The 26578-nt window shown below is 33.7% G+C and carries 19 protein-coding genes and 4 tRNA genes; 3 read left to right on the top strand and 20 right to left on the bottom strand.

Going from position 1 to position 26578, the window contains the following annotated elements; genetic code table 11:
- Positions 1 to 39: 39 nt before the first annotated feature.
- The 16 genes from fusA to IPJ23_18620 form a co-directional block, all read right to left on the bottom strand.
- Positions 40 to 2136 (bottom strand): elongation factor G, encoded by a 2097-nt coding sequence (fusA, locus tag IPJ23_18695; GenBank protein MBK7632672.1) that lies wholly within the window; start codon positions 2134 to 2136, stop codon positions 40 to 42.
- 21 nt (positions 2137 to 2157) lie between these two features.
- A complete protein-coding gene (rpsG, locus tag IPJ23_18690; protein ID MBK7632671.1) occupies positions 2158 to 2625 on the bottom strand; it encodes a 30S ribosomal protein S7 in 468 nt (155 codons plus the stop codon).
- Entirely contained in the window at positions 2622 to 3008 is a 387-nt protein-coding gene (locus IPJ23_18685) for a 30S ribosomal protein S12 (GenBank protein MBK7632670.1), read from the bottom strand. Before IPJ23_18685 ends, rpsG begins: the two co-directional genes overlap by 4 nt.
- Before the next feature lie 154 nt (positions 3009 to 3162).
- Positions 3163 to 7422: a DNA-directed RNA polymerase subunit beta' gene (rpoC, locus tag IPJ23_18680; protein MBK7632669.1), complete on the bottom strand. Its 4260-nt coding sequence runs from the start codon at positions 7420 to 7422 to the stop codon at positions 3163 to 3165.
- Positions 7423 to 7461: 39 nt separating this feature from the next.
- Positions 7462 to 11220: a DNA-directed RNA polymerase subunit beta gene (rpoB, locus tag IPJ23_18675; GenBank protein ID MBK7632668.1), complete on the bottom strand. Its 3759-nt coding sequence runs from the start codon at positions 11218 to 11220 to the stop codon at positions 7462 to 7464.
- A gap of 134 nt (positions 11221 to 11354) precedes the next feature.
- On the bottom strand, positions 11355 to 11729 hold the full coding sequence (rplL, locus tag IPJ23_18670) for a 50S ribosomal protein L7/L12 (GenBank protein MBK7632667.1): 375 nt from the start codon (positions 11727 to 11729) through the stop codon (positions 11355 to 11357).
- A 33-nt stretch (positions 11730 to 11762) separates the two neighbouring features.
- The gene (locus IPJ23_18665) at positions 11763 to 12284 is read right to left on the bottom strand and encodes a 50S ribosomal protein L10 (GenBank protein MBK7632666.1); all 522 of its coding nucleotides are present in this window, start codon (positions 12282 to 12284) and stop codon (positions 11763 to 11765) included.
- Positions 12285 to 12356: 72 nt separating this feature from the next.
- A complete protein-coding gene (locus IPJ23_18660) occupies positions 12357 to 13055 on the bottom strand; it encodes a 50S ribosomal protein L1 (GenBank protein ID MBK7632665.1) in 699 nt (232 codons plus the stop codon).
- 45 nt (positions 13056 to 13100) lie between these two features.
- Positions 13101 to 13526 (bottom strand): 50S ribosomal protein L11, encoded by a 426-nt coding sequence (gene rplK, locus IPJ23_18655; protein MBK7632664.1) that lies wholly within the window; start codon positions 13524 to 13526, stop codon positions 13101 to 13103.
- Positions 13527 to 13552: 26 nt separating this feature from the next.
- Positions 13553 to 14089, bottom strand: a complete 537-nt coding sequence (gene nusG / locus IPJ23_18650) for a transcription termination/antitermination factor NusG (protein ID MBK7632663.1) — start codon at positions 14087 to 14089, stop codon at positions 13553 to 13555.
- A gap of 12 nt (positions 14090 to 14101) precedes the next feature.
- Positions 14102 to 14284 carry a preprotein translocase subunit SecE gene (secE, locus tag IPJ23_18645; protein ID MBK7632662.1) on the bottom strand — a complete coding sequence of 61 codons (183 nt, stop codon included), beginning with the start codon at positions 14282 to 14284 and terminating at the stop codon, positions 14102 to 14104.
- 20 nt (positions 14285 to 14304) lie between these two features.
- Positions 14305 to 14377 (bottom strand) — tRNA-Trp (locus IPJ23_18640).
- 5 nt (positions 14378 to 14382) lie between these two features.
- Entirely contained in the window at positions 14383 to 14532 is a 150-nt protein-coding gene (gene rpmG / locus IPJ23_18635; GenBank protein ID MBK7632661.1) for a 50S ribosomal protein L33, read from the bottom strand.
- Between the two features lie 94 nt (positions 14533 to 14626).
- A tRNA-Thr gene (locus tag IPJ23_18630) sits at positions 14627 to 14699 on the bottom strand.
- Between the two features lie 46 nt (positions 14700 to 14745).
- Positions 14746 to 14819 (bottom strand) — tRNA-Gly (locus IPJ23_18625).
- A gap of 63 nt (positions 14820 to 14882) precedes the next feature.
- Positions 14883 to 14966: transfer RNA gene (locus IPJ23_18620), tRNA-Tyr, on the bottom strand.
- Positions 14967 to 15404: 438 nt separating this feature from the next.
- On the opposite strand from IPJ23_18620, the gene IPJ23_18615 reads away from it, so the two are divergent.
- Positions 15405 to 16103, top strand: a complete 699-nt coding sequence (locus IPJ23_18615) for a hypothetical protein (GenBank protein MBK7632660.1) — start codon at positions 15405 to 15407, stop codon at positions 16101 to 16103.
- Between the two features lie 71 nt (positions 16104 to 16174).
- Here the strand turns inward: IPJ23_18615 and IPJ23_18610 are convergent, their stop codons facing one another.
- From IPJ23_18610 to blaOXA, 3 genes are all read right to left on the bottom strand, one after another.
- Positions 16175 to 19234 carry a T9SS type A sorting domain-containing protein gene (locus IPJ23_18610; protein MBK7632659.1) on the bottom strand — a complete coding sequence of 1020 codons (3060 nt, stop codon included), beginning with the start codon at positions 19232 to 19234 and terminating at the stop codon, positions 16175 to 16177.
- Positions 19235 to 19318: 84 nt separating this feature from the next.
- Entirely contained in the window at positions 19319 to 19756 is a 438-nt protein-coding gene (locus IPJ23_18605) for a hypothetical protein (GenBank protein MBK7632658.1), read from the bottom strand.
- Between the two features lie 105 nt (positions 19757 to 19861).
- On the bottom strand, positions 19862 to 20653 hold the full coding sequence (blaOXA, locus tag IPJ23_18600; GenBank protein ID MBK7632657.1) for a class D beta-lactamase: 792 nt from the start codon (positions 20651 to 20653) through the stop codon (positions 19862 to 19864).
- Positions 20654 to 20737: 84 nt separating this feature from the next.
- On the opposite strand from blaOXA, the gene IPJ23_18595 reads away from it, so the two are divergent.
- Both IPJ23_18595 and IPJ23_18590 read left to right on the top strand, forming a co-directional pair.
- Positions 20738 to 23530, top strand: a complete 2793-nt coding sequence (locus IPJ23_18595) for a hypothetical protein (protein ID MBK7632656.1) — start codon at positions 20738 to 20740, stop codon at positions 23528 to 23530.
- 15 nt (positions 23531 to 23545) lie between these two features.
- Entirely contained in the window at positions 23546 to 25489 is a 1944-nt protein-coding gene (locus IPJ23_18590) for a DUF2723 domain-containing protein (GenBank protein ID MBK7632655.1), read from the top strand.
- On the opposite strand, the gene IPJ23_18585 is transcribed toward IPJ23_18590, so the two are convergent.
- Positions 25475 to 26578: a DUF4837 family protein gene (locus IPJ23_18585; protein MBK7632654.1), complete on the bottom strand. Its 1104-nt coding sequence runs from the start codon at positions 26576 to 26578 to the stop codon at positions 25475 to 25477. The two genes, IPJ23_18590 and IPJ23_18585, sit on opposite strands and share 15 nt — an antisense overlap.

Here is a 26578-nt window from a genome sequence, read left to right as displayed (position 1 = left end):
TCCTTTAATAATTTTTTTTAAGTTTTTTTAATCCAGTTATTAGTTAGTGGCTGATTTTTTTCCTAATGTTTTTTCAGAAATTTCTTCTGCAATTGATTTTGGAACAGATGAATAATGGTCAAACTGCATAGAATAAATTGCTCTGCCTTGACTCATTGACCTTAGTATAGTTGCATATCCGAACATCTCAGATAATGGAACGTGAGCCTTTATTACTTGCGCATCTTTTCTAGCAGAAAATCCTTCGATTTTACCCCTTCTTGAATTTAAATCGCCCATCACATCACCTAAATACTCTTCAGGAGTAACAACCTCAACACCCATAATGGGTTCAAGTAAAACAGGATTAGCTTTTTTAGCTCCTGCTTGAAATGCCATAGATCCAGCTACCTTGAAAGAAATTTCATCAGAATCAACATCGTGATAAGATCCATCATATAACTTTGCTTTAATATCAACCATAGGAAAACCAGCGATTACACCATTTCTCATAGCATCTTGAATACCGTGCGAAACTGCTGGAATATATTCTTTAGGAACAACTCCACCAACAATTCCGTTTATAAACTCAAATCCTTTACCTACCTCGTTTGGTGTTAGCTCAACCCAAACATGGCCAAATTTACCACGACCACCTGATTGCTTAACAAACTTACCTTCAGCTTGAACACTTTGTGTTATGGTTTCGCGATAAGCAACTTGTGGTTTACCAATGTTTGCTTCAACCTTAAATTCACGTCGCATTCTATCAACAAGAATCTCTAAATGTAATTCACCCATACCACTAATCAATGTTTGACCAGTTTCTTCATCAACTTTAACTTTAAATGTTGGATCTTCATCAGATAATTTTGATAGTGCATCAGACAATTTATCCTGATCAGCTTTAGTTTTTGGTTCAATAGCAATTTGAATAACTGGCTCTGGAAAAACTATTCTTTCCATTACAACAGGATCATCTTCATCACATAAAGTATCACCAGTTCTAGTAAATTTTAATCCAACTGCAGCAGCAATATCTCCAGCTTTAACTTCTGAAATCTCTTCTCTATGATTAGCATGCATTTGTAATAATCTGCTAATTCTTTCTTTTTTTCCACTAACTGAATTGTAAATATAGGATCCTGATTTTAGCAAACCTGCATAAACTCTAAAGAAGGTTAATTTTCCAACAAATGGGTCATTCATTATTTTAAAAGCTAAGGCAGTAAAATGTTCATCCTCGCTAATTTTTCTTACAACAGAATCATTAAGTCCAATGTGATGTGCTTCGATTTCAGCAGCATCAAGTGGGGATGGTAAAAAATCTACAATGGAATCTAATAATTTTTGTACGCCTTTATTTTTGAAGGATGATCCACATAAAACCGGCACTATCTTTAACTCGATAGTTGCACGTCTTAAGACATTTCTAATTTCTTCCGCACTAATTTCTTTTCCTTCAAGATATTTTTCTAAAAGTGTATCATCTACATCCGATACAGCTTCCAACATCTGAGTTCTATATTTTGTCGCAATTTCCAATAAATCTTGTGGAATCGGCATTTCATCAAATGTAGAACCAAATGACTCTTCATGATACATTCTAGCATTAAACTGAATTAAATCAATTACACCAACAAAAATATCACCTTCACCAATTGGTAAATTGATTGGAATTGCATTCGCTCCTAATCGTTCTCTCATCATTTCAACAGCGTGATAAAAATCAGCACCGGTTCTATCCATCTTATTTATGAAAGCCATTCTAGGAACGCCATACTTATCAGCCTGACGCCAAACGGTTTCTGATTGTGGTTCAACACCACCAACAGCACAAAAGAGTGCTACAGCACCATCTAAGACCCTGAGCGATCTCTCAACTTCTACCGTAAAATCAACGTGCCCGGGAGTATCAATAATATTTATTTGATGATCATTCCAAAAGCAAGTGGTGGCTGCACTTGTTATAGTGATACCTCTTTCTTTTTCCTGTTCCATCCAATCCATAGTAGCGGCACCATCATGTACTTCACCAATTCTATGCAGTTTACCTGTGTAAAACAAAATTCTCTCTGTAGTAGTTGTTTTACCAGCATCAATATGCGCCATAATACCAATGTTACGAACTTTATCTATTTTAACTCTACTTGCCATTAATATCGATCTATTCTTTAATTACCATTTAAAGTGAGCAAAAGCTTTATTAGCTTCAGCCATTTTGTGAACATCTTCTTTTTTCTTAACTGCTGAACCTTCACCATTTGAAGCTGCAATTAACTCAGAAGCTAATTTTGCAGACATTGATTTTTCGCCTCTTGATCTTGAATAGTTCTTAATCCATCTCATCGCTAACGCTATTCTTCTTTCAGGTCTAACTTCAGTTGGAACCTGATATGTAGCACCGCCAACTCTTCTACTTCTAACCTCAATCATAGGCTGAGTATTAGAAATTGCTTTTTTAAATACTTCTAAACCTGGTTTACTTGTTTTTTCTTCTATTAAAAGAAACGCATCATAAATCACATTTCTTGCAACAGCCTTTTTACCATCATACATTACACAATTAACAAATTTTGATACCAGAATGTCATTAAATTTTGGATCAGGCTTTAAATATTTCTTTTCGGCTCTTCTTTTTCTCATTTTTTATTCACTTTTGGTTTTTTTGTACCATATTTTGAACGACTTTTTTTTCTGTCCGCAACACCACTTGTATCGAGTGTACCTCGGATAATGTGATATCTTACACCCGGTAAATCTTTAACTCTACCACCACGAATCATTACAATTGAGTGTTCTTGCAAATTGTGCCCTTCTCCTGGAATATATGCTGTAACCTCAATATTTGTTTTTGTAAGTCTAACTCTTGCAACTTTTCTGAGAGCAGAATTAGGCTTTTTTGGTGTTGTGGTATAAACCCTAGTACATACACCTCTTTTTTGAGGACATGCATCTAAAGCCGGAGCTTTATTTTTAGATAAAATTCTAACTCTACCTTTTCTAACAAGTTGATTTATCGTGGGCACAAAAATCTCCTAAAATTTACTTCTTCAAAAAAATTCAGACTTCAAATATAGTTTTCAGTTTAAATTTTGTCAAGAAAACTGAAATTATTTTTAATTTTAATAGTTTTTATTATCAATTAGTCAAATAAACAGTAAGTATTACCGAAATTATCAACTAATTCTCTGATAATAATTCTTTTTGTTCTTCTTTTTCCTCAGGAACTTCTACTTCTTCACTATCCAACATCAAGTTTCTATATTTCTTGATCCCTGTACCTGCTGGAATTAAATGTCCCATTACAACATTTTCTTTTAAACCTAACAGATGATCAACTTTTGCTTCCGTGGCAGCATTTGCAAGTACTTTTGTTGTTTCCTGGAACGAAGCCGCGGAAATAAAGCTCTCTGTTGAAAGCGCGGCTTGAGTGATTCCCAAAAGAATATGTTCAAAAGTTGCTGGTTCCGCATCTCTAGCAACAATTTCTTTCTTTTCTTTCTTTTTAAGATCAGCATTAAATTCTCTTAATTTAGATTTGAGAATTAATTGGCCATTTTTAAGTTTAGAATCGCCTTTATCTTCGATATAAGCTAGATTAATTATCTTACCGTTTTCTTCAATAAATTCAATTCGATCAACGATATCCTCTTCAAGGAATCTTGTGTCACCAGGGGAAACGATTTTAATTTTCTGTAACATTTGGCGAACTATCACTTCAATGTGTTTATCATTTATCTTAACACCCTGAAGTCTATATACATCCTGAATTTCATTTACAAGATATTCTTGAACGGCACTAGTTCCTTTAATAGCTAAAATATCATGTGGATTGATTGGTCCATCAGTTATTTTTTCACCAGCAGGAATTTCATCACCTTCTTGAACAAGAATGTGTTTCTGTAATGGCACATTATATTTCTTTTCATCCGATTTATCTGGAGCGTTTACAAGTATTTCTCTCGAACCTTTTTTACGCGCACCGAATTTTACAAATCCTTCAATCTCTGAAACTATTGCGGATTCATGTGGACTACGTGCTTCAAATAATTCTGTAACTCTTGGCAGACCACCGGTAATATCTCTACTCTTTGTGGTTTGCTTAGATATTTTTGCTAAAATAGTTCCTGCTAAAATATTCTCGCCTTCTTCAACAGATAAATATGCTCTAACGGGAAGGTTAAAAGATTTTTTTCCACCATCTGAATTTTCTATCAAAATACTTGGTGTGAGGTTCTTATCTTTTGATTCGATAACTACCTTTTGTACGTGTCCTGTTTGATCATCAGTTACCTGTTGTAATGTAATGCCATCAATAAGATCAACAAATTTTACACTACCATAAATATCTGAAAGAATTACAGAATTGTAAGGATCGTGATTATACAGAGGTTGTCTTTTCTTAATTTTCTGACCGTCCTTTACAAGAAGTTCAGCACCATAAGGAACATCAAATTTCTTTAATTGCCTGTTGTTATCATCATAAATTTCAATCATTCCTCTACGGCCAGTAACAACATTTATTTTAACATCAGCACCACCAAAAGGATCCTTTTCCATTTTTTCAACTGCACTAACTTTCTCATACTTCACAATACCATCTATGTTTGACTCTACTTGAGACTGTGATGCAATTCTTGAAGATGTACCGCCAAGATGGAAGGTACGAAGCGTAAGCTGTGTACCAGGCTCACCAATAGATTGTGCAGCTATAATGCCTACGGCTTCACCAATCTCAACTGGTTTTCCAGTAGTAAGATTTCTACCATAACATTTCAAACAAACACCACGTTTAGATTCACAAGTAAGAACTGTTCTTATATAAACCGAATCAATACTCGCATCAGCAATTTTTTCAGCAATTTCTTCTGATATAATGTTTCCAGCTTCAATAAGAACTTCATCTGTGCGGGGATCATAAACATCTTCTTGAGCAAATCGACCTGTGATACGTTCCGCTAATGGTTCTCTTTCTTCTTCAACATCTTTAAGTGCTTTTATTTCTATGCCGAGAATAGTTCCACAATCTACTTCAGAAATTATAACATCCTGAGCAACATCCACCAATCTTCTTGTAAGATAGCCCGCATCTGCTGTTTTTAAAGCTGTATCAGCTAATCCTTTTCTAGCACCGTGTGTTGATATGAAATACTCTAATACAGAAAGTCCTTCTTTAAAGTTAGCAACAATCGGGTTTTCAATAATTTCACCCGCTTGCCCGGAAAGAGTTTTTTGCGGTTTCATCATTAATCCTCTCATTCCGGCTAACTGTCTTACCTGCTCTTGGGAACCTCTAGCACCTGAGTCAACCATCATATGAAGTGAATTGAATCCTTTATTGTGCTGTTTAATTTTTTCCATTAAGGCACGAGCAACATCGTTTGTGGTATGTGTCCAAACGTCAATTATTTTGTTATATCTTTCTGCATCTGTAATAACACCCATTTCGTGCTCATTAAGAATACCTTCAACTTTTTTGTTTGCCTTTGTTATTAAAGCTTCTTTCTCTTCAGGAATAATCATATCACCAAAGCTAACAGATAAACCACCTGCAGTTGAATATCTAAATCCTAAATCTTTTAAATCATCTAGAAACTTTGCAGTAACTTTGTTACCAAGTTTCATAAACATTTTTCCGATGATTCCACCAAAAGCTTTTTTAATTAATAACTGATTAATATATCCCATTTCTTTTGGTACGATTTGATTGAATATAACCCTACCGGTTGTAGTTTCAATCATCTCACCGTCTATTCTGACTTTAATCTTAGCATGTAATCCCACAACTCTGTTATCGTATGCAATTATCAACTCTGAAGGAGAAGAAAATAACATTCCTTCGCCTTTATCACCTTCGCGATATTTTGTTAAATAATAACATCCTAAAACTATATCCTGAGTTGGAACTACAATAGGACTACCGTTTTGAGGTGATAAAATATTATGACTACTTAGCATCAATAAAGAAGCTTCTAATTGTGCTTCATAAGAAAGCGGAACGTGCACAGCCATCTGGTCACCATCAAAATCCGCATTAAAAGCAGTACACACCATCGGATGAAGCTGAATAGCCCTTTCATCAATTAGAGTTGGTTGAAACGCTTGGATACCAAGTCTATGAAGTGTTGGGGCACGGTTTAATAATATCGGATGTGCTTCAATAATCTTTGCAAGGATATCCCAAATAATAGGATCTTTTCTATCAACAACTTTTCTTGCGCTCTTTACAGTTTTATTGTGCCCTCTTTCGATAAGCTTTCTAATTATAAAAGGTTTAAAAAGTTCAACGGCCATGTCTTTTGGAAGACCGCATTGATGAAGCTTTAATTCAGGTCCTACTACAATTACAGAACGACCAGAATAATCAACTCTTTTTCCTAAAAGATTTTGACGGAATCTACCTTGTTTACCTTTAAGCATATCGCTTAAAGATTTTAAAGGTCGATTGTTATCGCTTCTTACAGCGCTGCCTCTTCTAGAGTTATCAAACAAAGCGTCAACAGCTTCTTGAAGCATTCTTTTTTCGTTACGAAGAATTACTTCTGGAGCTTTAATATCTATTAATCTTTTTAACCTATTGTTACGGATGATTACACGACGATATAAATCGTTAAGATCACTTGTAGCAAATCTTCCGCCTTCAAGTGGAACAAGTGGACGAAGTTCCGGTGGAATAACAGGAATGTAATTTAATACCATCCACTCTGGTCTATTTGGAACTTTACCTTCTGCTTCTTTAAAAGCTTCAAGTACTCGTAATCTTTTTAAGAAGTCGGCCTTTTTCTGTTGCGATGTTTCAACTTTTACAGCTTCTCTAAGTGTTTTAGAAAGTTCTTCAACATTAGTTTTCTTTAGAATTTCTTTAACTGCATCGCCGCCGATTTTTGCAACAAACTTTTTAGGATCATCGTTATCTAACTTTTCATTTCCATCAGGTAATGAATTCATTACTTCAAAATATTGATCTTCAGAAATTAAATCTAATCTGCTTAATCCAGTAATACCTGGGTTTAATACAACATAGGATTCGTAATAAATTATTTTTTCAAGTTCTTTTAAACTTACACCAATTATGTTTCCAATTTTTGATGGTTGAGTTCTAAAGAACCAAATGTGAACAACAGGAACGGCGAGTCCGATGTGTCCCATCCTTTCACGTCTTACGCTCTTCTGAGTAACTTCTACACCGCAACGATCGCAGATAATACCTTTGTACCTAATTCTTTTGTACTTCCCGCAAAAGCACTCCCAATCGCGTGTGGGGCCAAATATTTTTTCACAGAACAAGCCGTCTTTTTCGGGACGGAATGATCTATAATTAATTGTTTCTGGTTTAGTTACTTCACCATAAGATCTCGATAGAATATCATCAGGGCTTGCTAAGCCAATTGTGATACTACTAATATCTCTCATTGCATTTTCTTGAACTCTAAAAGCCATTTTTTATCTCCTAATTTCTAAGTGAAATAATGTTTAACGTTAATTAATTTTTATATCCAGGCCTAAGCCCTGGAGTTCTTTAATAAGAACGTTAAACGATTCAGGAATATTTGGTTCCTGTAAGTTTTCACCCTTAACAATTGCTTCATATACTTTTGCTCTACCTGCCACGTCATCACTCTTTATGGTCAAAATCTCTTGCAAGATGTGTGAAGCTCCGTAACCTTCAAGCGCCCAAACTTCCATTTCTCCAAATCTCTGACCACCAAATTGTGCTTTACCACCAAGCGGTTGCTGAGTAATTAGAGAGTATGGCCCTATTGACCTTGCGTGAATTTTATCATCAACCAAGTGACTAAGTTTTAACATATAGATGTAACCACAAGTAACTTTCTGATGCATTTTTTCACCGGTTCGACCATCATACATATCAGTTTTACTTCCGGTTTCTAATCCAGCTTTTGTTAGCCATTCATCAACGTCTTCTACCTTAGCGCCATCAAAAATTGGAGTTGCGAATTTTACACCTAATTTTTTACCAACCCAGCCCAAGGCTGTTTCATACAACTGTCCAAGGTTCATACGAGAAGGTACGCCAAGTGGATTAAGAATAATATCCACAGGTGTTCCATCTGGTAAATAAGGCATATCTGCTTGCGGAACTATTTTTGCAACAACACCTTTGTTTCCGTGTCGTCCTGCCATTTTATCACCTACAGAAAGTTTACGCTTTTTAGCAACATAAACTTTTGCAAGTTGTACAATTCCAGGAGGCAGCTCATCCCCACTTTGTATTTTAATTCTTTCTCTCTTAAAATCTTCCTCGATATCAGTTTTGATTTCGAAATAATTTTTATAGAGTGAATTAATAAGATTGTTAGTTTTCTTTGTTTCAAACCAATCAAGGGTATAATCAAGTCTGGTTATGTCTTCCATACCTGAAAATGTTTCTTCTTTCATTGCAGAGCCGCTTCTTAAAACAACGCTGCCATCAAGATCTCTAATTCCAGTAGTGGTTTGATCTCTTGTAATTCTTGTGAGTTTTTCAACCAATTTATTGTAATGCCCTTGAAGTTTATTTTTAAATTCTACTTCAAGTTTATCAAAAGCAACTTTTTCTAATTTCTTAGAATCATTGTCTCGTTTCTTACGACTGAAAAGACGAGTTTTAATGACCGTTCCTTTTAGTCCCGGAGGTGCTTTCAAAGATGCATCTTTTACATCACCAGCTTTATCTCCAAAAATCGCGCGTAAAAGTTTTTCTTCCGGCGTCGGATCAGTTTCTCCTTTTGGAGTAATTTTTCCTATCAGAATATCACCTTCTTTTACTTCTGCACCTTCTCTAATAATACCATCTTCATCAAGATTCTTTACAGCTTCTTCACTAACGTTTGGAATTTCACGTGTTAATTCTTCTTCGCCTCGTTTTGTTTCTCTAACCTGTAATTCAAATTCTTCAATATGTATCGATGTATAAACATCTTCACTTACAACTCTTTCACTTATGATGATAGCATCTTCAAAGTTGTAACCTCTCCATGGCATAAATGCTACTAAAACGTTTCTACCTAATGCTAATTCACCACCATCCGTGGCTGCACCGTCTGCAAGAACATCTCCTTTTTTAAGTTTTTGCCCTTCTTTTACAATAGGAACCTGGTTTATACAAGTTTCCTGATTTGTACCGTGGAATTTTGTAAGTGTGTATGTTACTTCTCTAATTTCATTAAAGCTTGTTAATGCTTCAAAACTATTTGGGTTGATATCGTATTTAACAACTACTTTATTCGCATCAACATATTCAACAATACCATTATCTTCTGCTAATAGTAATGCTTTCGAGTCATGAGCTATTTTGCCTTCCATTCCAGTTCCAACAATTGGAGCTTCTGGTTTTAATAGAGGTACTGATTGACGCTGCATGTTAGATCCCATCAACGCTCTGTTAGCATCATCGTGCTCTAAAAATGGAATCAATGCAGCTGCTGCACTAACTATTTGGGCTGGTGCAACATCCATAAATTGTAAATCTTCAGGATGTACAATTGGGAACTCACCCTTTAATCTTGATTTAACTCTTTCGTTTAAAAATTTGCCTGAATCACTTATTGGTGCGTTTGCTTGAGCAATCGTAAATGCATCTTCATTTTCAGCTGTTAAAAATTCTACTTCCTCAGTCACTCTTCCTTTTACAACTTTTCTGTAAGGAGTTTCTAAGAATCCATATCTATTTACTCTTGCATAAATTGTGAGAGAAGATATAAGACCAATATTTGGTCCTTCAGGAGTTTCAATCGGGCATAAACGACCGTAATGTGTATAGTGAACGTCACGAACTTCAAAACCGGCTCTTTCTCTTGTCAGACCGCCTGGTCCTAGCGCAGACATTCTTCTTTTGTGTGTCATTTCAGCAAGAGGATTTGTTTGATCCATAAACTGTGAAAGCTGATTTGTACCAAAGAAAGCGTTTATTACGCTACTAATTGTTCTAGCATTCACAAGATCTTGCGGAGTAAAGTTTTCGGTATCACGCATATTCATACGTTCTTTAATTGTTCTGGCCATACGTGCCATTCCAACGTTAAACTGTTGTCCTAACTGTTCACCAACGGTTCTAATTCTTCTATTACCAAGATGATCAATATCATCAACAGAAACTGCCCCTTCTTTAAGATCGATTATATATTTCATTATAGAAATAATATCTTCAACTGTTAAAACTGTTGTTGTCTCAGGAATCTTTAATTCCAGTTTGTGATTCATTCTATGACGGCCAACATCACCTAAATCATATCTTTTATCATTAAAGAAAAGTTTTTCAATAAGTGATTCTGCGGTTGTTAAATCAGGAGCTTCGCCCGATCTTAATTGTCTGTAGATAGCATATAATGCTTCTTCTCGGGTGTGAGATGTATCTTTTCTTAAAGTGTTAACAATTAAGTTTTGATCATTTGTTGAATCTGATTTGATGAATTTTAAAACATCAACTTCAGCATCATTAATTCTTTCAAGATCTTCTTCTGACAAAATTGAATCACGTGTTAAGAAAATTTCACCGGTTGACATATCAAAAATATCACTGGCAATCATTCTACCTAGATAGTTTTCTAAGTTTGCTTTTTTTACTACAACATTTTCAACAAGGCCAAATAATTTTAATATCTCTTCATCAGATTGGAATCCGAGAGCCCGCAAAAGTGTGGTAGCAGGAAACTTCTTTCTTCGATCGATATAAACATACATTACGTAGTTAATATCGGTTGCAAACTCTACCCATGATCCTCTTAAAGGAATAATTCTGGCAGAATAAATTGGGGTTCCATTTGGGTGGACAGTTTGTGCAAAAGCTACGCCGGGAGATCTGTGTAACTGAGAAACAACAACTCTTTCTGCTCCATTGATAACAAAGGTTCCTTTTTCTGTCATAAACGGTAAATTGCCAAGATAAACTTCTTGCTCAACTGTGTTTATAAATTCTTCAGTTTCCGGATCTTTTGTAGATAATCTTAACTTTGCTTTAAGCGGGGCTGCAAAAGTTAGACCTCTTTCCAGGCATTCCTCAACGGAAAATCTTGGTTTTTCTACATAATATTCTAAAAAATCTAATCTGTAATTTTCTTTATTATCAAAAATTGGGAAATTGGTTAAAAAAACCTGTTGCAACCCTTTATTTTCTCTTTTAAGTGCATGAGTTTCAAGCTGAACAAAATCTTCAAATGTTTCAGTTTGAATTCCTAAAAGATTAGGTATGTCTATGACAGATGGAATACGGCCAAAGGAAATACGCTTATTATCCAATTGAAAACCTCCTAAAATTAATCAAATGCTGTAAAATGAGCATCCTAAACAACGTTTCTATATAAAACAAAAGCGATAAGACGGTATTTTCCGTCTTATCACTTAAAAACGATCAAATAAAAGTACTTTTAATACTATTTTAAAGTAACAGTTCCGCCGGCTTCTTCTAGTTCTTTCTTGATTTTTTCGGCTTCATCTTTTGATGCTTGTTCTTTAACTGTTTTTGGAGCGCCATCCACAAGATCTTTAGCTTCTTTTAAGCCTAAACCTGTATGAGCTCTTACAACTTTAATAACATTAATTTTCTTTTCACCAGCAGCTTGAAGAATAACATCAAACTCTGTTTGTTCTTCAACCGGTGCAGCAGATGCAGCAGCTGGTCCGGCCATCATAACTGGTGCGGCAGCGGAGACACCAAATTCTTCTTCAAGTGCTTTCTTTAATTCTGAAGCTTCTAGAAGAGACATTCCTTTTATTAGTTCGAGTGCTTGTGCAACTTTTTCTGACATTTTTATTTCTCCTGAATTTAATTTCTTATTTAATTAAGCGGCTTTGGTTTTAGAAACTTCATCAATTACACTTACTAAGTTTCTAATTACAGCTGCAATCGATCCAACAATACCAGACGCAGGTGAATTTATACTGCCCATAATTCCGGCAATCAATTCTTCTTTGGTTGGTAGTTCAGCTAAAGCTGCAAGATTACTTCCATCAAAATATTGCGTTTCGATATAGCAAGCTTTTAGAGATAGCTTTTGAGAAGCATCATTGTACTTCTTAATTATCTTTGCGGGTGCAACCGGATTTGTTGAAGCAAATGCAAATCCTGTCATCCCTTCAAGATGATCTGCCAGCTTTTCGAATTTTCCAGAATCAACAAGAGCGCGTTTAAACAAAGTATTTTTAAATACTCTGTAAGTAACGCCTTCTTTTCTAAACTGATTTCTAATTCCACTAATGTCTTCAACATTAATTTTGGAATAATCAGTAAGATAGACTGCTGTTGCATTCTCTATCAATTCCCTAGCTTCGGCAATTGACTCTACTTTTTCGTTCTTATTCATTTTTCTCCCGTATCACATTTTATTATTTCGGGTCGGTTAGAAGCTATTATTTATTACGAGCGCGTAAATTCATTATACATTAAGACTTAATTCTTCTTTAGAGATTTTAAGTCCAGGACCCATTGTGCTAGACAAAAACAGACTCTTCACATACTGCCCTTTAGCGGATGAAGGTCTCATCTTAATTATTGTATTAAGAAACGCTTTTGTATTATCAACGAGTTTATCAGTTTCAAAATTAAGTTTGCCTAAAGAAGTATGAACTATACCGGTTTTTTCAACTCTAAATTCAATTTTTCCGCCTTTTACTTCAGTTACTGCTTTAGCAACATCCATAGTTACGGTACCGCTTTTAGGATTAGGCATAAGACCTTTTGGTCCTAATATTTTTCCAAGTTTTCCAAGTTCAGACATAGAATCTGGTGTGGCAACAATTACATCAACATCGGCCCATCCACCTTTTATTTTTTCAAGATAATCTTCAAAGCCAGCATAATCTGCACCTGCATCTAAGGCTTCTTGAATTTTTGCACCTTTGGCAATAACAAGAACCGATACAGTTTTGCCAGTTCCATGAGGTAATGAAACAGTACCTCTAACCATTTGATCAGCATGTCTTGGATCTACCCCTAATCTTATAGCACAATCCAATGATTCAACAAATTTTACTTTGGATTGATCTTTTAGGATTGATATTGCTTCCGGTAAAGTGTACTCTTTATCTAATTTAACGGATTTAATAATCTCTTTATTTCTCTTTGTAGTTTGCATCTTTAATCACCAATAAATTTTAAAAACATCAAATAAATAAGTTATTTATTCTTCTACGGTTATTCCCATACTTCTTGCAGTTCCAGCGACCATACTCATTGCATGATCAATATCAAAAGCATTAAGATCTGGCATTTTAACTTCTGCAATTTCCTTAACTTGATTTTTAGAAACTTTTCCAACTTTTGTTCTGTGAGATTCTGCAGATCCTTTTTCCAGTTTAGCAGCTCTTTTTAATAGAACTGATGCCGGAGGAGTTTTTGTAATAAAGGTAAAAGATTTATCACTAAAAACTGTGATAACTACAGGAATAATTAATCCATCTTTATCCTGAGTTCTAGCATTAAACTGCTTGCAGAACTCCATAATATTAACACCTTTTTGACCAAGAGCAGGACCAACCGGAGGTGAAGGATTAGCTTTGCCGGCAGGAATTTGTAATTTTATATAAGAATCAATTTTTTTAGCCATAATTTTACCTAATTAAATTCTAACAATTATTTTTCAATTTCAGCCTGAACGAAATCAATTTCTACAGGAGTTTTTCTACCAAAAATCGATACCATTACTTTAATTTTCATTTTTTCTTCATTAACCTCTTCAATTAATCCAGAGAAGTTATTGAATGGACCATCAATAATTTTAACAAGATCACCATTTCTAAAGATTGTTTCCATTCTTTCGGTTGAGCTATCTTGTGATAGTCTACCAACTATTCGTCTAACTTCTTCTGGCTGAAGTGGGTTCGGGTTACCGCCAGTGCCTAAAAAACCCATAACGGATTGTGTGCTTAAAATAAAATCTTTAACCTGATTATCTAAATCTGCATTAACTAAAATATACCCGGGGAAAAAATTCTTAGTTTTACTTTTCTTTTTACCGTCTTTTACTTCAAAAACTTTTTCCATAGGAACAAGGATTTCTAAAATTTTTGCTTTCAGGTGCTCATGCTCGTTAAGACCAGCTTCAAGAAAATTTTTAACCTTAGTTTCATGACCCGAAAAAGTTCTAACTACATACCATCTGGTTTCCATCTAATTCTGCACCTAAAATATCCCTTTAAAAGCTTGATTTATTATCATATCTATAACATAGGTAAATAGAGAAAGTACAATACAAACAACAATTACAATTTTTGTAGATTCAATAAGTTCTTCCTTGGTAGGCCAAGTAACTTTTTTCATTTCTTTTATAACATCCTGAAAGAATGCAATAATTTTATCTTTCATAATAACCTTTCAAATTTCAGCACGTCAGGAGGGACTCGAACCCCCAACCTGCGGTTTTGGAGACCGCTGCTCTACCAATTGAGCCACTGACGTATTAATTATTTGGTTTCTTTAAAAACTACGTGTTTTCTAACAACAGGGTCGTACTTTTTGTACTCTACGCGCGCTGGGTGTGTTCTCTTATTCTTTGTTGTAGAATATCTGTAACCGGTGCCAGCTGTACTTTCCAAAACTATTATTTGTCTTATATTGCTTTTTGCCATATATCTTCCTTAAACTATTCAAACCTATTTCTACTTTGCTAACGGTCCCGATTGATCGGGGTGATCTCACAATAAATTGAGCTGACGACCGGGATTGAACCGGTGACCTCATCCTTACCAAGGATGTGCTCTACCAACTGAGCTACGTCAGCGGAGATGTGTAACACATAAAATTTAAGAACTATCAGTTAATTTTAGAGCGGGAGACGGGATTCGAACCCGCGACCAACAGCTTGGAAGGCTGTGACTCTAGCCAACTGAGTTACTCCCGCAATTTCAAATATCTTAAAGAACAAAAAAGTTTCTAAACAGAAACTATTAATAAAAAATATTTGTGGGCGGCGAGGGATTCGAACCCCCAAAGGCGCATGCCAACGGATTTACAGTCCGCCCCGGCTCTCCAACTCCGGCGTCCGCCCAGAATAATGCTAAAATAAAAGCGAGCGACAAATATATTTTTATTCAAACAAAAATGCAAATATTTTGTGGTCTATTCGTAAGAGTAAGCTAAATGGGGTTTTGAAAATTAAGGAAATAATTCCTGATAAACGATTTGTCATAGAATTATTTTTGCACCTGATTTTAGAATCCTTGAATTAAGCAGTTTTCAGATCAAGAAGAATGACTTACTGAAAATGATTTTAAAAGCTAGTGTAATAGATTTATAATTTGTGTAATTATTACCGATGACAAATTCTTCAGGTAAGAATTATACGACCTTAAAAATTGATCTTTAAAATAGATTATTTAATCAAAGGTTTTGAGCATTGTCATAATCGGTACGTTATTTGTCGTGTTAAGACCAACTGGTAAAAAACCAAATTAAATAATCAACAACAATATAAATAGGGGCTCTCATGAAAAACTTAGTAGTTCTTTTTTTCGCGTTCTTTTCTCTCGTTCTCGTTTCTTGTTCAGACGTATCTGATAACTCATTTCTAACCAATCCTGTAATGGAAAAATCAATTTCTTCAGTTCCGGACATTACTCCTGCACCTGTCTATCCATATCCTTATCTGTTTAGTTTTTCTAGTGTAGAAGGACTAAAATACCTAAATCTTGAGGGTGAGAATGCAATTGAATTTTATATGACTGAAACGGCTCAAAAATATGCTCATTTATACGTTACAGTTACATATTTTAATGATGTTTCTCCAAAAATGTTCTTTATTGACAATATAGAAGACAATTCATTTAAATTGCTTGGTGTCAATTTAGATCAAGTTCATAATATAAGTGTATATGGTCTTCCTGTTAATAATTTTTCAACTGAATCTGTATCACCATACATGAACAATTCAATCATGAATGAAGTATCGGTAAACGGTTGGAAAGTTAAGGATGGAACAATCCAAGTTGAATGTGGTGGAATCTGGCCATCAAGTCTTAAATCACTTTTTGCAGAAATTAGAACAAAGGATAGAAGTTACTTTGTATTCTTACAGAAACCTTGGAGTACTAGTTTTGAAATTCCTGCATATGGAAAATATGGAGTAGAAGAAATTAGATTATTTGGTTACCAAACTCTAATGGAAGCAACGGCAAAGGCTAATTAGATATTAAATGATTAACTAATGAAAAAGGCTGTCTTAAAAGGACAGCCTTTTTTATATTTAATTAGTTAAAATCATTTTAAAAGTATCATTTTTTTTGTCTGTGAAAAATTACCTGCGTTAACCTGGTAGATATATGTTCCGCTTGCTACTTGTTGACCAATATCATTTTTTCCATTCCATGTAACTTCGTAGGTTCCTGCACCTTGATAATTATTTACAAGCTCTGTTACTTTACTTCCATTAATATCATAAATAATTATTTTTACATTTCTACCTTCTGGTAAAGAGTATCTAAATCGAGTAGTTGGGTTGAAAGGATTTGGATAATTAAAACTTAAATCAAACTCTTTTGGAATTTCATTACTTATTTCAGCAACCGATGTAACTGTTTGGATAGTTGCACGCATAAAATAAGTTTCATTCCAAGCAGCCCAATTTGTTCCATCAAAATCCCATGCTCTGCCATTATTTGCAACATCATAACCATATGTTGGTTTGTTCACACCATCATATTTTAATCCAACATAAAAGTCGCTATTTACTGTAATACCCAAGGGAGACAACTCGGTTGCGTCCCACGCTGGATATGTAGCTGCAGTTTTAAATCCAAGTGATGGGGCAAGATCATTTCCGGGTGATCCACCATTGTTACCAAATACAATAGGTTTATAGGTTGCTGTACCTGAATTCACTCCTGTGATATAAATTTCCATCTTTGTAAGCGTAGCATTACTTAAAGTAGGTGACATGCGATTTGCAGAACCCTGTCCGTTATTATTCCAATAATATCCACCACCTGGTGTTCCGTCATCATAAACTAAATTAGCTGTTTGCGTTCCACCGCCGCCAGTTAATGTTGATGAATACATACTTCGACCATGTGTTGCGGCAAATAATTTATTATCTGAAGCACGATAATCAAGATCAAGAACTGGAACATTTGCCATTCCTGTTACATCTTGTACCCAATTGCTTCCACCGTCTGTAGTGGAGAAAACTCCAAGATCAGTTCCAACAAATAAATTATTTCCGTTTGCTGGGTTTACAACTGCGCAATTTGTTGGGATGTTTGGAAGATTTCCGGAAACATTTGTCCAGCTAGTTCCATAATTAGTTGTCTTAAAGATTTTAGAAGATGCAGTGTAGCCAGAAAAAGTTACATACGCTGTAGCTGGATTAGTGGGATCACTTGTAATTCTGGTTACGGATAAATTGGGTAAGCCTGAAGTTCTAAGATTCCAGGAACTGCCTCCATCTGTGGTAACCTGCACTCTACCGTTTGAACATCCAGCATAAATTACATTGGGATTACCCTTCGCAGCTATTACAGTTGATATTGTTGCCCCTGATGTACCACTGCCATCGCCTGTTAAATCGCCACTTATTGCAGACCAGTTAGCCGCGCCGTCTAATGTCCTCCAAACTCTGTAGGTTCCTGCAACAATTGTAGACGAATTATTTGGATCCATAGAAAAAGGAGAAATGAATTGTGTTCTATCTGAAGTACCATCATAAGTATTTGAGCCTGCCAATGGAATTCCATTCATAGCTTTAAAGAAACTTGCTCCGCCATTTGTTGATTTGAAAAATGCAAGATTTACATATTCCATATAAATATTATTTGTATTGCTAAAATCAATTTCCGTAGCACCACCATCACCACCAAGAATTTCAGTCCAACTAGCAGAACCAGTTGTTCGTAAAGTTCCATTATCCTGTGTGCCGCCGGCATAAACTGTTCCGGTTGGATTAACAGCTCCGTAATAAAATTGCGTAATAAAAAGATTATTATTTAGTGATGCCCAGGTTTCACCTTTATTTGTGGATTTATAAATTCCACCATCGTTACCAAGATATACTATATTAGAATTTGATGGAGCAAAAGTATAACAATGTTGATCTGCGTGTGCATACGGTGGAGCTCCACTTTGTGAAAACCAATTTGTTTTTTGTACCCAACTTGTACCGCCGTTTGTAGTCTTCCAGTTATCAATTCCACCTGCTAATACATTGTTAGCATTATCTGGATCAACTGCAAGAATATTATCGTACCAAGCTTGAGCACCTGTATATGTTGTTGCTCCTGCATAAGAAGGACCAGGAACAGTTGCATAAAACCAGTTGTTACCAGTATTTGTTGTGTATATTATTGCACCTGTTCCATAAGTACTTAAATCCATAAAAGATGCATATGCAACAGCTGGATTTGATTTTGATACTGCCATTTCAATTCTTCCGAAATTAGCCAGTGTCATATTCTGAACAAAGTTTGCTCCCGCATCCACACTTTGCCAAATCTGAGCTTGACTAAACAGACCAAAAGTTGCATAAATTGTTCGTGGACTTGTTAATGCAATTTCTATATCCATACAATTTGCATCATTACCACCTGCTGTAACTTTAGCTGTAAAGTTTGCACCACCATCATTAGAGGAATATAATCCTTTTCTTGTTGCAGCATAAAGTGTCGAATTTACAGCATCATAATCAAGATCATTTACATAATAAAAATTTAGATTGTTTGTAGAAGCTAGTTGGGACCAGCTTGCACCAGCATCTGTAGATTTAAAAATACCTGCGCCACGGATCGCGTCCAGATTAAAAAATCCTTCACCTGTTCCCGCATAAATTGTATTCGGATTATTCGGATCAATTACCAGGGCACACACCGCAAGATTACCCATAAAATCATTTAATGCTGTCCATGTTGTTCCACCATCTACAGATTTCCAAACTCCACCCGCTACTGCTCCAAAATAAACAGTATTTGGATCTGAGGGATGAACAGCAATTGCACGAATTCTTCCGCCAATATTGCCCGGACCAAGTTGAGTCCAGGTTAAAGCATTTGGGGAATTTGACGAGGATACGTTGTTCAAACTGATATGTCTGTATGCTTCTTCACGCCAGTTCTCAGGAATCGAGTTGTTTGGATAAGCCCTTTGCTGGTAATACCATAACATGGCTTTGTCAGGTTGATCATTTTTTAAATTAGATTCTTCCTTCTCTTCTTCAATTTTATAATTTCTAAAATCCTGCTCAGTAAAAGTTTTAACACTTCCAGCTTTGAAATATAAAAAACCAAAAGCTAAAGCAGACATAAATACGCTAAGTGCCACATATTTTTTCATTTGGTACCTCTTAATTATTAAATAATATTTTTAAAACTCTATATGCTCAGGAAAGAAAGATCAACACACACAAACTGAGAACAACTATTCAAAGCTTAAAACTTTTTGAATGAACCATCCTTTTTGATTCTCCAAAGAAATTTCTGCTTTAAATTCTTTTCCTCTAGAAAGTTTACTAAGTTTTTTTAAAGAATCGTTTACATCAGATTTCATTAACACTTCATTATCATATCTAAAATTAGGAGTTAAAAGATATTCCTGACCCGGAGTTGCAATACTCGGATGTGAATCACTTTCTTCTACTACAAGAACAGTTACTTTTATACGATAATCCGTTTCATCTTTAAATAAAACTTCATCCACTCTTGCGGTAACTATAGATATGTTTTGTACAATAGATGCAGGTCCAGATTGATTTATATTTTTATCGACACTTATATTTTCATTTGTAGGTTTGCAATGGCCACAACTAAATAAGACAGGTAATAATAAGAAAGGAACTAAAACGTAAAATATTTTCATAATTTTTCTCCTTGATGTGGCTTAACATAAATCTTTTTTTTAACATTTCAATTAGTTATAAAAAATATTTTAATCGATGATTGTCAACATAATTTATAATGACAATTATAAAATTTTTAATTCTTTTAGAATCTTAAAAGTAATTTCTTTACGCGAAGTAAAGCCTTCTTCAGGTTTTTTAGATTCAACATTTATTGCAAAGAAAAAAACATCACTTCCCTTTTCAACGTATCCAACAAACCATCCAATTTGATCCTCAACTCTTATTGCCCAGCCTGTTTTTGCACGGATAATGTAATCATCGGTTTTATCATAAAACATTATATCTTTTACTATATCCATCGTTCTTTGGGAAAATTTTAACTTATTGTGATATAGTTTTTTTAACATCTCAATTTGTTCATCTGCCGAAATTCTTAAACCTCCATCAAGCCAAAATCTATCTATGCCGCCGCTAATATTTTCATTTCCATAATGATTTAAAGAAATATAATGCTGCATTTTTTCTTCACCGATTTTTCTAGCAAGTTCTTGATAGAACCACACAGCGGAATATTTAAATGCATTCACCATATCAATATCTTGGTTCCACATATCATAAAATCTTTTTACGCTATCCCACTTAAAAACTTCAAACTGATCTTTTACTGCACCGGTTTCTAATCCAACAAGAGAATTAAATATCTTAAATGTTGATGCGGGAATAAATCTTTCCCCACATCTTGTTGGATTGTATTTTAGAAATGTATTTTTTTTCAAATCATAGAGAACAAAGCATCCGTCGTGTCCGTATTCATCAAAATATTTTTTAAAATCTTTTCTTTCTTCTATCTTTTGTGAAAAGATTGATGAACTTGCGATTAGAAAGACGATTAGAAATGATAAGTTTTGTTTCATAAGATTGCTCGATTAAGATTTAATAAACTTTTAATTATAAGTGGTTTAATATTAGATTCCTTGTGTAAAAAAACAAAATTCTAAATGTTTAAACAAAAATTTCTATCTCAAGATTTTATTGCTAAGCTTATTGAAAAATCAGCTGGACGAGTATCGCAGAGCTTACTTGAGGAATTATTGTCTCGAATCGAAAATGAAATTAAACTCCACTACTTTACTAAATCATCAGAATCAAATTTACTGCGTATAATTCAAAATCAATTTGATATTGCATTTTTTATAAATGAATGTTTAAAGTATCCGCATCAAATTGAGATTTTAGTTTCTCTATCAAACAATAGTAATTATTTAACAGATATTCTGGTAAGAAATCCGGAATATTTCCACTGGATTATTAATCCATCAATTCTAGAACAAAAGCTTAATGAAAAATATTTTAGAAGTAGTTTAGAAAAAACAATTTCACCCTTTAAGTCATTTGAGTCAAAAGTTAATGCGATAAGAAATTTTAAAAGAAAAGAAATTTTAAGAATAGGTTTAAAAGATATATATCTAAAAGAAGAATTAATAAATATTACTGGCTTTCTCGCAGATCTGGCAAATTCGATTTCGGCAGTATTGTTTGATTTGTGTTACAAAGAAATATTAAAAAAATGCCTCATAGATAAAACAGCACGAAAATATGTTTTAATTTCACTCGGTAAACTCGGCGGTGGCGAATTAAATTATAGTTCAGATATTGATCTAATTGCACTTTACGATAGAAATTCCCTTATAAACAAAAAAGTTTATTACAACCAAATTCTTTCGGAAACTATTTTATTATTTATTGAAGCAGCCAGTAAAATAACCAGTGCTGGATTTTTGTACAGAGTAGATTTTAGACTGCGACCGGATGGAAGAAATGCTCAATTGTGTGGGAGTTATGCTGAGTATTTAAGGTATTACGAAACTCGCGGCGAAGATTGGGAAAGACAGATGCTAATAAAGGCAAACTATCTTTGCGGAAATAAATTCTTGCATAATAAATTTTCAAATTCTGTTTCCCGATTTATTTATCCTGCTACTTTTTCAGTATCTCCAATTGCACAAATAAAAAAATTAAAAACTAGCATCGAGCAAAAAAATAAATCTGATAATAATATAAAGCTCGTTGCTGGTGGCATCCGTGATATAGAATTTTCTATTCAGGCTCTTCAACTGCTTAATGGCGGGAAATATTTAGATATAAGAACCGGAAATTCTTTAATCGCAATTAATAAACTTCAGCAGAAAAATATTTTAACTAAAGAAGAAGCAGAAGATTTTTTAATGGCCTATACATTGTTCCGCAAAGCTGAGCATTATCTTCAACTTATGAATGACCAGCAAACGCACACAATTCCTTCTGAAGGTGAGCTTGCCGAGAAACTTGCGAATTTTTTAAAGTTCAAAGATCTTAAATCATTTAAAGAACATCTTGAAAAATCTAAAAATAAAGTACAGTTCATTTACAATTCGATTGTTGGTATAGAAAATAAAAAAAATGTTAATAATGATTATGATAAAATATTTTTTGCAGATTCCAAAAGAGCAAAAAGTAATTTGGAATTTCTTCAAGCAGGCAAAAATCTTTTTGATAAAAGACTATTTGATAATCGCACAGTAACATCGTTTCATAAAATTGAAAACGAACTTAATAAATATTTGTCAAATTGTATTGATCCCGATATTGTTTTAGAAAACTTTGCAAGGATTATTCGTAGTGCACATTTCCCACAAATTTGGTTTGATACATTTTCTGATTCTAAATTTTTTAATTTGTTTCTTAGTTTATGTGAGCAATCACAGAAAGCAATTGATCTTTTTGCTGAGGATAAAGTTTTAAGAGATAGTTTTTTATCACGTGAAAGTTTAATTCTGCTTAGTAAACATGGCTTTGATAAGCTGACTTTAAAAGATTTTTATTTTAGAACATCAGTTCAATTATCCGCAAAAATTCTTGATCCTAACTTATTTGCAGATTTATATACTGATTTTCTTTATACAAAAATTATGTTTGGGGCTCAGAGTTTTGCAACTGATAAAGATTGGGAAAACAATTACTTCATCGCAGCAATGGGCAGTTTCGGCAGTCGTGATTTATCTTTTGCATCGGATGTTGATTTAATATTTGTTGTAAGCAGTATTCAAGAATATCCCTCCATCCAAAAAGATATTCAAAATCTGCTTCAAAATTTTAAAAATGATTTGCCGGGGATTGAAATTGATTGCAGGTTAAGACCCGAAGGGAAAAGCAGTCAACTTGTTTGGGATGTTGAGGATTACAAAAAGTATTTTTCTAATCGCGCTAGAGTTTGGGAACTGCAAGCATTTACAAAATGCAGATTTGTTTTGGGTAATAGGAATTTGTTCACGGAGTTCTTTAATCATTACGTAAAAGTAATCAAAGAAAAAGAGAAGGAACTAATCAAAAAAGAAATGTTAGATATGCGAAAAAAACTTTACCCGATCAGCGATACATCTTTTAATATTAAAAAAAGCAGCGGTGGATTGGCTGATATTGATTTTATAATTTCATTTTTATTCTTAACAAATCCTGATTTATTACTGGAGCAAAAAAAGTTTGGAACTAATTATTATTTTAATCTTATCAAGAAAGTTTCCACTAAAGCAATTAATTTTGATCAGATTGAAAACAATTTTTATGTGCTTAAAAGGATTGAATTATTAAATCAATTAATATTTAACAGCAAAATTTCAAAGATTCCCACAGATCAAATGAAACTTAATAAACTTGCTAAAGAGTGCGAATTTTCAAATAGTAATTTGCTGCTAAAAAAACTCAATGAAATAAAAGAACAGAATAAAAGATTTTATCAAAATATATTTAACTAATATTTATAATAGACTATGAAATATTTACAAAGATACTACTACCTTCTTGCAGGATTAGTTGCATCTATTCTTTATATATTTACAATCGCTCCTTCTGTCTTGCAGATTGATACTGGTGAACTTGCTGCAGTACAATGTACACTTGGAATTGCGCATCCAACCGGATACCCCTTGTTTACATTACTTGGATATATATTTTCTTTGGTACCGTTTCCCTTTTCAAAAATTTTTCAATTAAATCTACTAACGGCTCTTTATTGTGCCTCCGCGATTGCCATCTTTACTTATACAGTAAAATTAATCTTAGATAATCTTTCTGCTTTTCAATTTATAAAGACAGTTACAGAAAAAACTAAGAAGCAAAAGCAAACCAATAAAACTCAAGTTACTATAGTTGAATCAACATTTGTTTTATCGGAGCAAACAAAAATAATCACAGCAATTTTTAGTGGACTATTTCTTGCACTTAGCAAAACTTTTTGGTTTCAAAGCACTTCTGTCGAAGTTTATAGCTTGCATCTTTTATTGATTTCAATAATAATCTTAACATTGATTAAAGCTTTCCTTTTATCAAACAAAGAAAAATCCATCTCTAAATATTGGATCATCTTCGCAATTGCTTTGGCACTCGGATTTACAAATCACATGACAACTCTTTTAATTATTCCGGGTGTTGCCTATTTGTATTTTGTTAATAATGGTTTCAATTCAAAAAGCATTAAACAAATTATTTTTATGCTTTTAATTTTCTTTCCGATTTTGATTATAATCTATTCCTATCTCCCAATTCGCGCATCACAAAATCCTATTATGAATTGGGGAAATCCAATTGATTGGGAAAGAATAATCAGGCACATTTCCGGTCAACAATATCAGGTATGGCTTTTCTCATCAACTGAAGCTGCCGCAAAACAATTTAATTATTTTATTGAAAATCTTCCAAAAGAATTTTCTTTTTCATTAATCATTGCATTAGCTGGTCTAATAACTTCTTTTATTTATGCACGAAAGTTTTTCATTTTCAATCTTATTGTTTTTCTATCAGCAGTTTTTTATTCCATTAACTATGATATAAATGACATTGATTCGTACTTTTTATTAGCTTATATCTCTCTTGCTTTCTTTACAGCATTTGGAATTTCACAATTGATTTTATTCACTTCCAAAAATAAAATGAAAATTATTTTGCCCGTTTCTACTCTTGTTCTGTTTTTAGGATTACAATTTTACAATAGCTATGATGAAGTAAATCAAAGAAATAATTTTGTCTATGAAGATTATACAAAATCACTTTTAAACTCTTTACCAAAAAACTCAATAGTGTTTAGCTACCAGTGGGATTATTTTATATCCGCATCTTATTATTTTCAATTAGTTGAGAATTTTAGAAAAGATGTTACAGTTATTGATAAAGAGCTATTAAGAAGATCATGGTATTACAAGCAACTTTCAACTAATCATCCAACTTTATTAAATGGTGTTCAAGTTGATGTTGATCAATTTATTGAAGCATTAAAGCCATTTGAACGCGAACAGCAATACAATGCAAACCTTCTTGAAAACCTTTTTAGAAGAATAATGACCGGATTGGTCTCAACCAACATTGATAATCATAATTATTTTGTTGCACCCGAAATTGTTAATGGAGAAATGAAGCGCGGTGAGTTTCAATTGCCACAAGGATATACTTTAGTTCCATATCAGTTTTTATTTAAAGTTGTTAGGACAAGTGAATATGTAGACGCACCATTACCTGATTTTAAAATCAGATTTGGTACAAAAGAAGATCAATATATAAGTTCTCTAAAAGGATTTGTGGCATCAATGCTGGTAAGCAGAGCAATATATGAAGTGCAGTTTAATAAGTTGTACAGGGCAAAAATTTATGTAAAAAAATTAGCGGCAGATTTTCCTGATGTCACTCTGCCGCCTGTATTATCAAATTTAGTATTTAATTGATTCGTCTATTTCATCAATCAGATCATCAGCGCGATCTTTTGATATTTCATCTTTAGTTAAGAATGACTGGAGTATTACATCAATTTGCTGAATCAGATTGCGCTTGTAATATTTAGGAGCAAAAAGAGAACCATCAAGCATGTACAATCTTTGACTTTTTTCATCGTAAAAAGTATAATTAACAAACGGACCGCCCATACCTTTGATATTTAGATCCCATAAACCTTGGGTGTATAAAGCGTACTTGTTATTAAAATTTATTTCCGAAGTTGTATAAAAACTATCAACTAAAACTACGTATGCTGTATCATCGCGAACCTGATAAAACTCTTTAGTCATTCTGTTTCTGATAGATTTTATAGAATCAGCATTTAGATATTCCGGTGTTGCGTTATCAATCCAATGTATAAAAATCCATCGTTCCATTTCGCTCCCAGGTGATCTGCGCAGCCAAACAAATTTATTTTCAGGATCGTTTTTTGCAAGTTTATAATCAGCCTGAACATAAATTAACCAACCATAATCACGCAGCAGCAATCCTTCAATTGCTTGTCTTTCATATCGTGGTGCATACAGACTTTCTTTTAATCTTTTATCAGATATTTTTTGATATGCATATAAAAGATTATCCTTGTTCTTTAAGATTTTAAATTCAAGCTCCTGCATATTTGTAGCAGACAATACTGTTACAAGTTGATTTTTTGCCCATAAATCATATTTGCTAATAATAAAATTATCATCTGTCTCTAATTTTTTTTGAATTTCTTTATCAACAATCGATTTAATGTATTGTGATGTGTAAGAATCAGAACTTAATGGCGCAACAATTACAATATTTTTTTTATTCTTTACTTTATCAATCAGGTTAGATGAGATTCTTTTTATGGTAAAAAGTTTTTCAGGCATTGGGGTGTTTATTTCTACTTCAAATGCAGCTTGCAATGCAACTTTTAGATCTTCAAATTCTAATGAATCTGCCACAACATAAATCTCATCTTCAAAACCGGTTGCCGGTTTTACGGATTGATCACATCCATTAAAAAAATAAATTGAACTAAATATTGATAATGCAATTAAAATCTTTTTCAT

The sequence above is a fragment of the Ignavibacteriales bacterium genome, assembly GCA_016709765.1.
Taxonomy (GTDB): Bacteria; Bacteroidota; Ignavibacteria; order Ignavibacteriales; family Ignavibacteriaceae; genus IGN3.
This window is presented reverse-complemented; position numbering and strand designations above follow the sequence as displayed.

What these genes read in the sequence shown, in the direction of transcription:
- rpoC (MBK7632669.1), bottom strand. Translation starts at nt 7,422, where the DNA reads ATGGCTTTTAGAGTTCAAGAAAATGCAATGAGAGATATTAGTAGTATC.
- rplK (MBK7632664.1), bottom strand. Translation starts at nt 13,526, where the DNA reads ATGGCTAAAAAAATTGATTCTTATATAAAATTACAAATTCCTGCCGGC.
- IPJ23_18660 (MBK7632665.1), bottom strand. Translation starts at nt 13,055, where the DNA reads ATGCAAACTACAAAGAGAAATAAAGAGATTATTAAATCCGTTAAATTA.
- IPJ23_18665 (MBK7632666.1), bottom strand. Translation starts at nt 12,284, where the DNA reads ATGAATAAGAACGAAAAAGTAGAGTCAATTGCCGAAGCTAGGGAATTG.
- fusA (MBK7632672.1), bottom strand. Translation starts at nt 2,136, where the DNA reads ATGGCAAGTAGAGTTAAAATAGATAAAGTTCGTAACATTGGTATTATG.
- IPJ23_18605 (MBK7632658.1), bottom strand. Translation starts at nt 19,756, where the DNA reads ATGAAAATATTTTACGTTTTAGTTCCTTTCTTATTATTACCTGTCTTA.
- nusG (MBK7632663.1), bottom strand. Translation starts at nt 14,089, where the DNA reads ATGGAAACCAGATGGTATGTAGTTAGAACTTTTTCGGGTCATGAAACT.
- IPJ23_18590 (MBK7632655.1), top strand. Translation starts at nt 23,546, where the DNA reads ATGAAATATTTACAAAGATACTACTACCTTCTTGCAGGATTAGTTGCA.
- rpsG (MBK7632671.1), bottom strand. Translation starts at nt 2,625, where the DNA reads ATGAGAAAAAGAAGAGCCGAAAAGAAATATTTAAAGCCTGATCCAAAA.
- rplL (MBK7632667.1), bottom strand. Translation starts at nt 11,729, where the DNA reads ATGTCAGAAAAAGTTGCACAAGCACTCGAACTAATAAAAGGAATGTCT.
- IPJ23_18585 (MBK7632654.1), bottom strand. Translation starts at nt 26,578, where the DNA reads ATGAAAAAGATTTTAATTGCATTATCAATATTTAGTTCAATTTATTTT.
- secE (MBK7632662.1), bottom strand. Translation starts at nt 14,284, where the DNA reads ATGAAAGATAAAATTATTGCATTCTTTCAGGATGTTATAAAAGAAATG.
- IPJ23_18615 (MBK7632660.1), top strand. Translation starts at nt 15,405, where the DNA reads ATGAAAAACTTAGTAGTTCTTTTTTTCGCGTTCTTTTCTCTCGTTCTC.
- IPJ23_18610 (MBK7632659.1), bottom strand. Translation starts at nt 19,234, where the DNA reads ATGAAAAAATATGTGGCACTTAGCGTATTTATGTCTGCTTTAGCTTTT.
- IPJ23_18595 (MBK7632656.1), top strand. Translation starts at nt 20,738, where the DNA reads ATGTTTAAACAAAAATTTCTATCTCAAGATTTTATTGCTAAGCTTATT.
- blaOXA (MBK7632657.1), bottom strand. Translation starts at nt 20,653, where the DNA reads ATGAAACAAAACTTATCATTTCTAATCGTCTTTCTAATCGCAAGTTCA.